The sequence below is a fragment of the Pseudomonas sp. HMSC063H08 genome (assembly GCF_001813645.1).
In the GTDB taxonomy this organism is placed as follows: domain Bacteria; phylum Pseudomonadota; class Gammaproteobacteria; order Pseudomonadales; family Pseudomonadaceae; genus Pseudomonas; species Pseudomonas aeruginosa.
Map to the genome: position 1 here is coordinate 68,397 of NZ_KV813462.1, position 12,548 is coordinate 80,944.

The window sequence follows — 12,548 nt, forward strand, 5'->3', positions numbered from 1 at the left end:
GGAAGGCTGGCGATAGGCCTGGTCCAAGGCTAGCCCCGAGGGGAAATGCGGCAACTGCCATTTGGTACAGGGTAAGGGGGGCTCGCCGCCGGGGTCGCCAGGGGGCGCCCCGGACATTTTCGGCAGCGGGACCGGACTCAGTCCAGCTGGCCTTCCCGGTCGTCGAAGATCGCTTCTATCGCCAGTCCGAACACCCGGGCGAGCTTGAAGGCCAAGGGCAGGCTTGGGTCGTAGCGGCCGGTTTCGATGGCGTTCACCGTCTGCCGCGATACCTCCAGCTTTCCGGCCAGCTCCGCCTGTGACCAGCCGCGCTCCGCGCGCAACTCGCGAACCCGGTTCCTCATGCGTAGCGCCTCAGTCCCAGGACGCAGCCGATGGCCCAGAACGCGCCCATCAGGGGCCAGACGAAGAACATCGAGAGTTTCGGAAAGCCGGTGGTTTCGAGGAAACCGTAGGCGAAGGTGAGCAGGGCGGTGCCGACGAAGGCCAGGGCGAGGGCTTCGAGATGGATGCGCCGGGCCATTTCGTCGAGGCGCCGCAGGTAACGGATCACCACCAGCGCCAGGGCGACCATCGGTGGCACCGGCAGCAGGGCGAGGAAGACCCGGCCGGCGCCCGGTTCCGTGCCTGCCAGCAACTGGCCGCTGATCAGAACGGCAGCGGCATAGCCGACCAGCGCGAGAAGCAGTTCGAGGAAGAAACGTTTGTGGGTCATGGTTGAACCGTCCATGTAAAGGGGGCTTTACATTGGCCGGAATGCTCTTCTTTGTCAAGCAAGCTTTACATTCTCCATGGGCTTGCCTTGGCGAGGAGACTCGGGGATGGTAGCGGGCGGTCTCTGGGAGAACGGCGAAATGGCGACGGGCGACGAATTCGACGCGCTGCTGGTGGAAGCCGGCCGCACACCGATGCGCGGCTGGGAATACGACTATGGCGGACGCATCCGCCTGGAACCGCCGCCATGGGATTTCCCGGGGCGCATGCTGGAGCGCTGCCGGGCCGCCGCCAGCCTGCTGGACATGGGCACCGGCGGCGGCGAATGGTTGAGCCGGCTGCCGTATCGTCCGCCGCTCACCGTGGCTACCGAGGGCTGGGCGCCCAACCTGGAGATTGCCCGGGGTCGCCTGGAGCCCCTGGGCATCCGCGTGGTCGAGGTGGAGGGCGCGCCGGACAACCATCGCCAGGGCCGGGAGGGCGATGGCGGCGGGGCGTTGCCGTTCGCCGATGGCACCTTCGACCTGGTCGGCAACCGCCACGAGTCCTATCTGCCATCGGAGGTCCGGCGGGTGCTGGCGCCCGGCGGCTGTTTCCTCACCCAGCAGGTGGCCGGCGACTTCAACCGCGAGTTCTACGCGTTGCTCGGCGAACCGGCGCCGACGCCGGAGGCGCCGCATTGGAACCTGGGTTTCGCCCGGGCCCAGCTGGAGGCCGCGGAGTTGCCGCCGGTGGCAGGCGGCGAAGGTTGGGAGGTGTTGCACTTCGCCGATGTCGGCGCCCTGGCCTGGTACCTGTTGAACCTGCCCTGGGTATTTCCCGGTTTTTCCTTCAGGCGCCACCGCGAGCGCCTGCGCGGCCTGCACGAGAGCGGCAAGCCGCTGGCGGTGCGGCAGTTCCTCTTCTGGCTGGAGGCGCGCAGCCCCCAGGCCGCGCGCGGCTAGAGGAAGAGTCGCTTCACCAGCTCGGTGCGGCTGCGCGCGCCGGTCTTGCGGAACAGGTTGAGCAGGTGGGTCTTCACCGTCGGCAGGCCGAGTCCGAGGCACTGAGCCAGGCATTTGTTGCTGACGCCGTCGCGCAGCAGCAGGGCGATCTCCCGTTCCCTCGGTGTCAGGCCTTGCAGGCGCTCGGCGCTGGCCGTTGGCGTGGCGCATGCCTGCGCCGCCAGCTCCATCAGGCCATGCAGGGCGCGCAACTGTCGCAGCTCCTGGTCGGAGAAGGCCCCTAGGCGGGCGTCGCGCAGCAACGACAGGGCCGCCACCGGACGCTGATGCGCATGCGCCAGCACCTCGACCACGTCGCAGATCCCGTGGCGTCGCAGGAAGCCCTGGTACAGCGCGCTGTCCTCCGCGGGCTGGCGGGCGATGCCCTGGCGCAGCGGCACCACCGGCGAAACGCTGGCCAGGCAGTGGCGCGGCTGCAGCGGATCGTAGTCGCGGTAGTGGCGCAGGTAGTCGCGGTGCATGCCGGCCGGCATCCGCAGGAGCTGGAAATCGTGTGCGCGGCAGTCCTCGTCGATGCGATAGAACACGCACAGGCTGGCCGGTACCACCTGGGTGAAGGCCTGCATGCAGCGCGGGCCGAGGTCGGGCGACAGGGTCGAAGGCATGGCGCGGGACTCCCGTGGGACGAGGCGGCGGGACGTCCACTGTCCCGCCTGCCGGGCAGAATGTCCATGCCCCGGCGTGCCGTCTTGTCTCTCTCTGCCTGGCTTGGCAGGCAGCGGCAAGAAACCCGGCAGGCTGGAGCAAGCGAGCGGGGGAGCGGCGGGTCCAGAGTATTCCCGGGTAGTAGGCGCATGCATGACGCAGCGCCGTCGCCAAGCCGAGGAGCACACATGAGTATTGCCATCGACCCGTCCGTCAGCGCTTTCTTGCGCAGTCCCCATGGCCTGCTGATCGACGGTGAGTCCGGGCCGGCGCGTTCCGGCGCCGACATGCCGCTGTACGACCCGGCGACCGGTGCCGAGCTGGCGCGCGTGGCCCGCGCCGGCGCCGAAGACGTCGATCGGGCGGTCGCCGCCGCGCGGCGTGCGTTCGAAGGCAACTGGGCAGGCCAGCGCCCGGCCGATCGCGAGCGCCTGCTGCTGCGACTGGCGGAACGGATCGAGGCGCATGGCGAGCAACTGGCGCAGCTGGAGACCCTGAACAACGGCAAGTCGATCAACCTGTCGCGGGCCCTGGAGGTCGGCGCCTCGGTCGAGTTCATCCGCTACATGGCCGGCTGGGCGACCAAGATCGAGGGCCGCAGCCTCGACCTGTCGATCGCCGCGGTCCCAGGCGCGCGCTACCGGGCCTACACGGTGCCGGAGCCGGTGGGCGTGGTCGGAGCCATCGTGCCGTGGAATTTCCCCTTGCTGATGGCGATCTGGAAGATCGTCCCGGCCCTGGCCTGCGGCTGCACCGTAGTCCTCAAACCGGCCGACGAAACCCCGCTGACCGCCCTGCGCCTCGGCCAGTTGTGCCTGGAGGCGGGGATTCCACCAGGAGTGGTGAACATCGTCACCGGCACGGGCGCCGAGGCCGGCGCGGCACTGGCGGCGCACCCGGGCATTGACAAGCTGGCGTTCACCGGCTCGACCCCGGTGGGCAAGCTGATCGGGCATGCGGCGGTGGAGAACATGACGCGTTTTTCCCTCGAACTCGGCGGCAAATCCCCGGTGATCATCCTCGATGACACCAGCCTGGACATGGCTGCCGCCGGTTCCGCCGGCGCGATCTTCTTCAACCAGGGGCAGGTCTGCACCGCTGGCTCGCGCCTCTATGTGCAGCGCAAGCGTTTCGACCAGGTGCTGGAGCGCCTGGCGGCCATCGCCGGCGACCTGAGCATCGGCCCCGGCCTGGATCCGACCACGCAGATCAACCCGCTGGTCTCGGCCAGGCAGCAGGAGCGGGTGCTGGGGATGATCGAAAGCGGGGTGGCCGAGGGCGCCAGCGTGGTCTGCGGCGGGGCGCGCCAGGGCGAGACGGGGTTCTACGTGCAGCCGACGATCCTTGCCGACGTTACCCCGGGGATGCAGGTGGTGCGCGAGGAAATCTTCGGGCCGGTGCTGGTGGCGACGCCCTTCGACGATCTCGACGAAGCGGTGCGTCTGGCCAACGACAGCATCTACGGGCTCGGTGCGAGCATCTGGTCCAACGACCTGCGCCAGGTCATGGACCTGGTGCCCAGGATCAAGGCCGGCACGGTATGGGTGAACGCCCACAACCTGCTCGACCCGTCGATGCCGTTCGGCGGCTTCAAGCAGTCCGGCATCGGTCGCGAGATGGGCCATGCGGCGATCGAGGCGTACACCGAGAACAAGTCGGTGTGCATCGCCTACTGATATCGATGAAATCGGGGTGAGCCGATTCGTTCGGCTCTTTCGCTGCCCTCCGCGGCAGCCTTTTGTTCGACACGCTTCGCCTGCCGGCGGAGCGTACGGGACGCCGGCGCGTCCCGCAGGGCGCCTGGCGCGCCCTGGCAGGGCCTGACGCAAGAACAACAACAGCAACGCTGCCGTCGAGGATACGTCGATGTCCAACTCCAGACTCACCCAGCACCTGCTCCGCGGGCGGGTTGGTTTCCCCACCGCCCTGGCCAGTTCGGTCGGGTTGATCATGGCCAGCCCGGTGATCCTCACCGCCACCACCGGCTTCGGCCTGGGCGGCGGAACCTTCGCCGTGGCGATGCTGGTGGCGCTGCTGCTGATGCTGGCGCAGTCCACCACCTTCGCCGAGGCCGCCTGCCTGCTGCCGACCCGTGGCTCGGTCTACGACTACCTGTCGTGCGGCCTCGGGCGCTTCTTCGCGATCACCGGCACGCTGTCGGCCTACCTGATCGTCCATGTGTTCGCCGGCACCGCCGAAACCATGCTCAGCGGCACCATGGCGCTGGTCAACTTCGAGTCGCTGAATACCCTCACCGAGCCGGGCGGCGGCGCCTGGCTGGTGGGTGTCGGCATGGTGCTCTGCTTCGGCCTGCTGAATGCGCTGGGGATCACCGCCTTCGGTCGCGCCGAAGTGATCCTCACCTTCGGCATGTGGAGCACCCTGATGATCTTCGCCGTGGCCGGTCTGCTGCGCCTGCCCGCGGTGGAGTTGCAGGGCTGGTTCGGGGCCTCGATGGTCGGCGACGACCTGCCGACCCTGCTGTCGCTGGTGGGCATGGCGATGTTCATGTTCGTCGGTTGCGAATTCGTCACGCCGCTGGCGCCGGAGGTGCGCCACGCTTCGCGGACCCTGCCGCGGGCGATGGCCCTGGGGTTGGTCGGGGTGGCCTGCTGCATGTTCCTCTATGGCGCGGCGATGCGCCGGCAGGTGGAAAACCTCGACCTCGGCGGCGGCCTGCACCTGCTGGAGACGCCGATGGCGATCCCGCGATTCGCCGAGCAGGTGATGGGACCGTTCGGACGCATCTGGCTGGGCGTGGGCCTGCTGTTCGCCGGGGCCGCCACCATCAACACCCTGATGGCCGGCCTGCCGCGGATTCTCTACGGGATGGCGCTGGATGGCGCCTTGCCGAAGGCCTTCACCTACCTGCACCCGCGCTTCAAGACACCGTTGCTGTGCATCGCCGTGGCAGCGGCGATTCCCTGCCTGCACGCCTGGTGGCTGGGCGGCGACAGCGAAGGGATCATCCACCTGGTCCTGGCGGCGGTCTGCGCCTGGGGCACCGCCTACCTGCTGGTGACCCTCTCCGTGGTGCTGCTGCGCATCCGTCGCCCGGACCTGCCGCGCGCCTACCGCTCGCCGCTGTTCCCGTTGCCGCAGCTGTTCTCCAGCGCCGGAATCCTGCTGGGGATGTTCTACATCACGCCGCCGGGTATGAACCCCGCCGACATCTACCTGCCGTTCGCCCTGATGCTCGGCCTGGCGGCCGCCTACGCCCTGTTCTGGACCCTGTGCGTACAGCGGGTGAATCCGTTCCGTCCGCTGGCGGTGGAAGAGGTGCTGGAGAAGGAATTCGCCGAAGAGGACCAGCAGCAGCGGGAGAAGGCGCATGTCCGCCTGGGCGCGCTGGTATGAGCGCCACTGGCGCGACTGGCGGCCAGCCGCCTATCGCCCCGGAGCCACCCTGGCCCTGGTGCGGCGCAACCTGGCTGCGTGCGACGGCGAGGCGCAGGACGGCAGGCTGTTGCTGCGTACGAAAGAGCTGAGCCTCGAGGTTCGCGAGCGGGTCCAGGCGCACCTGTTCATGCATATCGTCAGCACCGAGTTCAGCCTGTTCGTGGCGGCGCCCGGGGGGCCGCCGGCCAGCCTGGAGCTGCGTCACGCCGGTTGCTTGCGGCGTCGCGGCATCCTTTGCAAGGTGCGCAGCGGGAGCGGGCTCGAGCCGTTGCGGGAGGCCTTGCAGGGGGGCGACCGGGCCTTGCTGGAGCAACTCATGCCGCTGGACTTCCGGAGCTTGCGCCTCTGCCGCGACGACAGGGGCTGGACCGTGAGCCTGGAACACCTGGGGGCGTGCGAGGTGGTCAACCGCTTCCCCGCCTATCGCCGCTACATCCCTCTGGTCGCCGAGCAGCGCCTGGCCCTGCTGGGCGCCTTCGCCCAATTGCAACGCCTGCTTTCTCCCGCCTGAACGGCCCTTGCCGGCTCTCCCGGATGCGTATCCGCCGGTCCATTTGCGCTAGCTTGTGGGTATATCGATAACATGTTAATCATATCGGCAGCGCTGCGTGGCTCGGTAATTGCCGCGCCATACAACAATAACGATGGCCGTTGCCGTCAGGAGGTGCCCGGTGCATACCCTGTCTTCCGCACACAACAGCTTCGAAGCCTGGAACCAGGCGTTGCGCCAGGTCTGCGGGCGCTTCGAGTCGCAGCCCGCGCTGAACCGGACGCTGTTCATCGGCGATATCTCGCGGCAGGACCTCGGCGGCCTGGAGCTGGCGCAGATCCGCACCAACGCAGGGCGCATCGCCCGCCAGGCCACCCATGCCGATCATGACGACGACCGCCACTGCTTCCTGGTCGTCCAGCGCAGCGGCCATGCGCAACTGCGCCAGGGTGGGGACAGCATAGAGCTGGCGCCAGGGGAAATGGCGCTGATGGACTCCGCGGGCGGCTGCGAGATCATTCCCCACGGACTCATCGAACACACCTCGTTCCATCTCTCCCGCGACCAGGTATGCCGGCACCTGCCGCCCAGCCAGCGGGCCTTCGGCAAACTCTCGCCGAACTGCGCCAGCGGTCGCCTGCTCGGCCTGCTGGTGCAGCAGGTGTGCGCCGGAGAACTGCAGCCGTGGGCGGTGGCGGACGAGGGCGGGGCGTTGCAGGAGGCGCTGATCGCCCTGCTCGGGCCGGCGCTACAGCACGCCGGCGAGGAATTGGAGGGACCGCTGGCCGGGCTCTATGGCTACAGTCTGCGCCGGCACGCGGAGCGTCTGATCGAGCAATCCCTGCAGGAGCCGCGCCTGAGTCCGGACATGCTCGCCGGCCGCCTGCGCATCTCGGTGCGCCAGTTGTACCGGTTGTTCGAGGAGCAGGGCGACAGCGTCTGCCGCTACATTCTCCGCCAGCGCCTCAGCCGCAGCGCCGCCGACCTCGGCAACCCACGGCTGCGCGGCGAATCGATCACCTCCATCGCCTTCAAGTGGGGTTTCAGCGACTCGGCGCATTTCAGCCGGGCGTTCAAGAAGCAGTTCGAGGTTTCGCCCAAGGACTATCGGGCCGGCGCGCTACCGGCCTGACGCCGCCGCGCGCTGCCATTCGTCCCGCCGATCCGCGCCGCAGGCGGAGCTGGCCCGGTGAATGCTTGACGCTTCACCGGAGGCACAGCAAGAATGCGGCGTGTCAGGTTGCATGAAAATAACGGCGGCGCTGTCCGGGGTACCTGCCGCGACAAGCAGCACCCGATGCCCGCACCTTTCATGTCGCCAGCGAGGCGCAGGATGTCATTGCCTTGGGGCGTGCGCCGCGTCGCTATTCACTATCAGATTTCGAGTGCCCCCCTACACCATGCGAATGCGCCTGATGCTTTTGGGCGGCGGTAATGCCCTTGGACAGGCGCTGATCCGCCTAGGGGCGGAGGAAGACATCGGTTTCCTCGCGCCCAGACCACCCGAGCAGGGCTGGGATGCCGCCAGCCTCACCACCCTGCTGGACGAAACGCGCCCCGACGCGGTGATCAACCTCGCCTTCTACCACGACTGGTTCCAGGCCGAGCAGGTCGAGGCGGAGCGCCTGGGCGCCCAGGAGCGCGCCGTCGAGCGCCTCGCGGAGCTCTGCCAGCACTACGAGATCCTGCTGGTCCAGCCGTCCAGCTACCGGGTCTTCGACGGCGCCCGCGCCACCGCCTACAGCGAGAAGGACGAGACCCTTCCGCTGGGCCTGCGTGGCCAGGCGCTCTGGCGCATGGAGCAGAGCGTGCGCGCGGCCTGCCCGCGACATGTGCTGATCCGCTTCGGCTGGCTGCTGGACGAAAGCCCGAACGGCTTGCTGGGACGTTTCCTCAGCCGCGCCGAACAACCGCAGCCGCTGTTCCTCGCCGACGACCGGCGCGGCAACCCGACGCCGGTGGACGACGCCGCGCGGGTGGTGCTCTCGGTGCTCAAGCAGCTCGACTGCCAGGCGCCGCTGTGGGGCACCTACCACTACGGCGGACTGGAAGCGACCACCACCCTGGCGCTGGGACAGGTGATCCTCAACGAGGCGCGTACCTATCGCTCCAACCTGATCCAGGAGCCTTCGGCGGAGGCCCATGCCGCGCGCCCGGACGCGCTCGACGAGCCGCAGCACGCGGTGATGGTCTGCAAGAAGATCCTCCACACCTTCGGCATCAAGCCGCGCGCCTGGCGCGCAGGTTTGCCGGCTCTATTGGACAGGTACTACAGGCATGTTTGAACGCCCCATCCTGATCACCGGCGGCGCCGGTTTCATCGGCTCCCACCTGACCGACGCGCTGCTGGCGCGCGGCTACCGCGTGCGTGTGCTGGACAACCTGTCCACCGGCAAGCGCGACAACCTGCCCCTGGACGACGAACGGGTAGAGCTGCTCGAAGGCGACGCCGCCGACGCGGCGACCCTGGCGGCCGCCCTGAAGGGCTGCGCGGCGGTCGCCCACCTGGCCGCGGTCGCCTCGGTACAGGCCTCGGTGGACGACCCGGTCGCCACCCACCAGAGCAATTTCATCGCCACCCTGAACCTCTGCGAAGCGATGCGCGAGCAGGGCGTGAAGCGCGTGGTGTTCGCTTCCAGCGCAGCGGTCTACGGGCAGAACGGCGAAGGCACGGCGATCGACGAAGACACCCCGAAGTCGCCGCTGACGCCCTACGCGTCGGACAAGCTGGCCAGCGAGTACTACCTCGATTTCTATCGCCACCAGCATGGGCTGGAGCCGGCGATCTTCCGCTTCTTCAACGTCTACGGGCCGCGCCAGGACCCGTCCTCGCCCTATTCCGGGGTGATCAGCATATTCACCGAGCGCGCCCTGAAGGGGACGCCGATCACCGTGTTCGGCGACGGCGAGCAGACCCGCGACTTCATCTACGTCGCCGACCTGGTCGATTTCCTGGTCCAGGCGCTGGAGGCGACGGCGGTGGAACCCGGGGCGGTGAACGTCGGCCTGAATCGCAGCATCAGCCTGAAGCAGTTGCTGGCGGAGATCGGCCAGGTACTCGGTGGCCTGCCGCCGGTGACCCACGCCGACGCGCGAGCCGGTGACATCAGGCATTCGCGGGCGAACAACGAGCGCCTGCTGCGGCGTTTCCGCTTCGACCAGCCGACGCCGATGGGCGTGGGCCTGGCGCGCCTGCTCGGCCGCTGATCACCACCAGGGCTTGTTCAGCGCCAGGTAGAAGATCCCGCCCAGCAGGGTGAGGCTGAGGACGCTGAGCAGGCCCTTGCCGGGGCCCCGCGCCATCCGCAGGGCGAACGCCGCGCAGACGATGTAGCCCAGCAACAGCCCCAGCTTCGCCAGCAGCCAGAGCGGCAGCGGCCAGGGCATCGCCAGGTGCACCAGGCCGAGCGCGCTGAGCAGCAGCAGGGTGTCCACCAGGTGCGGTCCCCAGCGGCGGATGCCGCTGGCCTTGCGCCCCGACCAGTTCCAGGCCAGGCGCCAGACGAACAGGGCGGCGCTGCTGAGGGCGAAGGTGATGTGCAGGGTCTTCAGCCAGAGGTACATGGGGTCCGTTTCCACAGGATGAAAAAAGGCGCCCGAAGGCGCCTTTTCCCGTTGGGGGCGCAAGCCCCGCGACAGTCTACGACTCAGAACTTGTAGCCGAAACCGATCATGTAGACCCACGGATCGACGTCCACGTCGACCTTGGTCTTGTTCACGCCCAGGGCGCTCGGGCCGTTGATGCTGGCCTTGGTATCGATGTCCATGTACCAGACGGCCATGTTGAACAGCGCGTGCTCGTTGAGCATGTAGTCGAAGCCCAGTTCGCCGGCCAGGCCCCAGGAGTCCTGCAGCTTCATGCTGCTGAAACCCTGCGCCTTGCGGTTGCTGGCGAGGTCTTCGTCGAAGAAGGTGGTGTAGTTCACGCCCAGGCCGCCGTAGGGCTGGAAGGCGCTGTTGGTACCGCCCATGGGGTAGTACTGGAGCAGCAGGGTCGGCGGCAGTTGCTTGATGTCGGCCAGCTTGCCGTCCAGGCCCGGGCCGAGGCCCTTGACGTCGACCTGGTGGTTGAACGGAGTGGCGGCGACCAGTTCCACGCCCCACTTGTCGGCGAACATGTAGGTGAAGGTCAGGCCGAGCTGGGTGTCGCTGTCGACAGTCGCCTTGGTACCGCGCTGCTTGGCGCCGTCCAGCTTGATGTCGGAACTGCTGTCGTCGGGATCGACGGTGGCGAAGCCGCCACGGATGATGAAGTCACCGGCCTTGTGTCCTTGAATATCCGCAGCGGCGAACGGGGAGGCGACGGTGAGGGCCAGCAGGGAAGCGGTAAGCCAAGACTTACGCATGATGAGCTCCATTCCTTGTATTAGAAAGTGTTGGTGCTGCTAATGGTCAGCCAGCTAACAGTTGCCTTCCTTGACACAGCTCAATCAATCCTAGGAGCAAATGTGACCGCCGCAACGTAAATGGCGCGGCGGATTGTCGCATGTCGTTCAGCCACCTTCGTATTCGTAGGGCGTCACCTTGCTCGCCTGCATGCGGTAGCCGGCCGCCGCCAGCTCGCTGCTGGCGTTCTCCACCTTGAAGGTGCCCTCGACCCAGAATGGCTGATACAACTCGTCCATCTGCACGCCCTTGGCGGTCTTCACGTAGACGATCTGGTTCGACGGCGGCGGCGGTACGTGGATGCAGGCGCCGTAGTAGGGGACCAGGAGGAACTCGGTGACCAGCCCGGCCTCGCTGATTTCCAGCGGCACGATGTAGCCCGGCAGCTTGGCCTCGATGCCGTCCAGTGCCTTCACCACCGGGGCGTTGGGGCTCTGCTGGCTGGCCGCCGGACCGGCTTCGCTGAGGGCGTTGGCGAGGTCGTGGATCGGCAGCGGCGCCGGGGCGGGCGGGGCGCCGGCCGGGATCAGTTGCGACCAGGTCAGTTCGCGCGGCGCGGCGCGCGCCACGGCACTGCCCAGGAGCAGGGCGAAAGCCAGCAGGAGGACGGTCAGGGAGCGCAGCATCGGGGAATATCTCCGGGTCATAGGCGGATCGACAGGCCATCGGCCAGGGACTGGCGGTAGGCGCGCCAGGCCGGCACGCAGCCGATCAGCACGGCGGCCGCCAGGATAGCCCCGAGCAGGCTCCACTCATAGTCGCTCGGCCAGGCCAGCGGCAGGTAGATGCCGTAGTTGGCCTGGACGTAGCCCTGGCTGGCGGCGATGCCGAGGTAGAGCAGGCCGAGGCCGAGGGCGACGCCGGCCAGCGCCAGGCTGAAGGCCTCGGCCAGCAGCAGGCCGAAGATGTGCCAGGGGCGCGCGCCCACCGAGCGCAGGATGGCCATCTCCCGGCGGCGCTCGTTGAGGCTGGTGAGGATCGCCGTGAGCATGCCGATCAGGCCGGTGAGGACGACGAACAGCGAGACCACGAACAGTGCCTTCTCGGCGGTGCCCATCAGGCCCCACAGTTCCTGCAGGGCGACACCGGGGAGGATCGCCATCAGCGGTTCGCCGGGATAGTCGTTGACCTCGCGTTGCAGGGCGAAGGTCGCCACCTTGCTCTTCAGGCCGACCAGGAACGCGGTGATCGCCTGTGGTTGCAGGTCCATGTGCCGCGCCTGCTCGGCACTGACGCGCCCGGCGCCCATCGCCGGCACCCCGTTGCGCCAGTCGACGTGCAGCGCCTCCATGCCGGCGAGGGATATGTGCAGGGTGCGGTCCACCGGGGTACCGGTGCGCTGGAGGATGCCGACCACGGTGAACGGCTTGTCGTCGTGCTTGACCAGGCTCACCGTGCTCACCCCATGGGCCAGCACGATCTTCTCGCCGAGCCTGTAGTGCAGGGCTTCGGCCACCTCGGCGCCGAGCACCACGTCGAACAGGTCCTGGCCGAAGGCGCGGCCCTCGGCCAGTTGCAGTTCCTGGCCGCGGCCGTAGCGGTAGTGCTCGAAATAGCCGGCATCGGTGCCCATTACCCGGTAGCCGCGGTGCGAGTCGCCGAGGGAGATCGGGATCGCCCACTTCACCCGCGGGTTTTCGGCGAAGTGCCGGTAGCTGTCCCAGCGGATGTTGTTGGTCGCGTTGCCGATGCGGAATACCGAGTAGAGCAGCAGGTTCACCGAGCCGGAGCGCGCGCCGACGATCAGGTCGGTTCCGGAAATGGTACTGGCGAAGCTGGCCTTGGCCTCGGTGCGGACCCGCTCCACCGCCAGCAGCAGGCAGGCGGAGAGGGCGATGGCGAAGATCGTCAGCAGGGCGGTGAAACGGCGGTTGGCCAGGCTGGCCAGTGCCAGTCGGAAGAGATACATG

14 protein-coding genes are annotated in these 12,548 nt (G+C 68.0%); 7 read left to right on the forward strand and 7 right to left on the reverse strand.

Features of this window, described 5'->3' with window-relative positions; all coding sequences use genetic code 11:
* Nucleotides 1–137: 137 nt before the first annotated feature.
* Nucleotides 138–344, reverse strand: a complete 207-nt coding sequence (locus HMPREF2924_RS16695) for a helix-turn-helix transcriptional regulator (RefSeq protein WP_003093358.1) — start codon at nt 342–344, stop codon at nt 138–140.
* A complete protein-coding gene (locus tag HMPREF2924_RS16700; protein ID WP_003093356.1) occupies nt 341–715 on the reverse strand; it encodes a hypothetical protein in 375 nt (124 codons plus the stop codon). The genes HMPREF2924_RS16695 and HMPREF2924_RS16700 overlap by 4 nt, the downstream gene beginning before the upstream one ends.
* Before the next feature lie 106 nt (nt 716–821).
* Here HMPREF2924_RS16700 and HMPREF2924_RS16705 point away from each other — a divergent pair, with 106 nt between their 5' ends.
* On the forward strand, nt 822–1,658 hold the full coding sequence (locus HMPREF2924_RS16705) for a class I SAM-dependent methyltransferase (RefSeq protein WP_003132375.1): 837 nt from the start codon (nt 822–824) through the stop codon (nt 1,656–1,658).
* Here HMPREF2924_RS16705 and HMPREF2924_RS16710 read toward each other — a convergent pair.
* A complete protein-coding gene (locus HMPREF2924_RS16710) occupies nt 1,655–2,323 on the reverse strand; it encodes a helix-turn-helix transcriptional regulator (RefSeq protein ID WP_003132377.1) in 669 nt (222 codons plus the stop codon). The genes HMPREF2924_RS16705 and HMPREF2924_RS16710 overlap by 4 nt on opposite strands.
* Nucleotides 2,324–2,551: 228 nt before the next feature.
* Between HMPREF2924_RS16710 and HMPREF2924_RS16715 the strand changes: the two genes are divergently transcribed.
* The 6 genes from HMPREF2924_RS16715 (at nt 2,552) to HMPREF2924_RS16740 (ending at nt 9,459) form a co-directional block, all read left to right on the forward strand.
* Nucleotides 2,552–4,039, forward strand: a complete 1,488-nt coding sequence (locus HMPREF2924_RS16715; RefSeq protein ID WP_003113043.1) for an aldehyde dehydrogenase family protein — start codon at nt 2,552–2,554, stop codon at nt 4,037–4,039.
* A gap of 190 nt (nt 4,040–4,229) precedes the next feature.
* Nucleotides 4,230–5,720, forward strand: a complete 1,491-nt coding sequence (locus tag HMPREF2924_RS16720) for an APC family permease (protein ID WP_003093348.1) — start codon at nt 4,230–4,232, stop codon at nt 5,718–5,720.
* The gene (locus HMPREF2924_RS16725) at nt 5,695–6,273 is read left to right on the forward strand and encodes a DUF3156 family protein (protein ID WP_003132379.1); all 579 of its coding nucleotides are present in this window, start codon (nt 5,695–5,697) and stop codon (nt 6,271–6,273) included. The genes HMPREF2924_RS16720 and HMPREF2924_RS16725 overlap by 26 nt, the downstream gene beginning before the upstream one ends.
* A 160-nt stretch (nt 6,274–6,433) precedes the next feature.
* On the forward strand, nt 6,434–7,384 hold the full coding sequence (feaR, locus tag HMPREF2924_RS16730; protein ID WP_003093343.1) for a transcriptional regulator FeaR: 951 nt from the start codon (nt 6,434–6,436) through the stop codon (nt 7,382–7,384).
* Nucleotides 7,385–7,652: 268 nt separating this feature from the next.
* On the forward strand, nt 7,653–8,537 hold the full coding sequence (locus tag HMPREF2924_RS16735) for a dTDP-4-dehydrorhamnose reductase (RefSeq protein ID WP_003113045.1): 885 nt from the start codon (nt 7,653–7,655) through the stop codon (nt 8,535–8,537).
* Nucleotides 8,530–9,459, forward strand: coding sequence for an NAD-dependent epimerase/dehydratase family protein (locus tag HMPREF2924_RS16740; protein WP_003132381.1), 930 nt, complete (start codon nt 8,530–8,532; stop codon nt 9,457–9,459). The genes HMPREF2924_RS16735 and HMPREF2924_RS16740 overlap by 8 nt, the downstream gene beginning before the upstream one ends.
* On the opposite strand, the gene HMPREF2924_RS16745 is transcribed toward HMPREF2924_RS16740, so the two are convergent.
* The 4 genes from HMPREF2924_RS16745 to HMPREF2924_RS16760 all read right to left on the reverse strand — a co-directional run bounded on the left by HMPREF2924_RS16745 (nt 9,460) and on the right by HMPREF2924_RS16760 (nt 12,547).
* The gene (locus HMPREF2924_RS16745) at nt 9,460–9,816 is read right to left on the reverse strand and encodes a SirB2 family protein (protein ID WP_003093338.1); all 357 of its coding nucleotides are present in this window, start codon (nt 9,814–9,816) and stop codon (nt 9,460–9,462) included.
* An 83-nt stretch (nt 9,817–9,899) separates the two neighbouring features.
* Entirely contained in the window at nt 9,900–10,598 is a 699-nt protein-coding gene (gene oprG / locus HMPREF2924_RS16750; protein WP_003093337.1) for an outer membrane protein OprG, read from the reverse strand.
* Nucleotides 10,599–10,745: 147 nt separating this feature from the next.
* Complete coding sequence (locus HMPREF2924_RS16755; RefSeq protein ID WP_003105266.1) at nt 10,746–11,264, reverse strand: DUF3299 domain-containing protein; 519 nt, start codon at nt 11,262–11,264, stop codon at nt 10,746–10,748.
* Between the two features lie 17 nt (nt 11,265–11,281).
* On the reverse strand, nt 11,282–12,547 hold the full coding sequence (locus tag HMPREF2924_RS16760) for an ABC transporter permease (RefSeq protein ID WP_003118230.1): 1,266 nt from the start codon (nt 12,545–12,547) through the stop codon (nt 11,282–11,284).
* Nucleotide 12,548 lies beyond the last annotated feature (1 nt).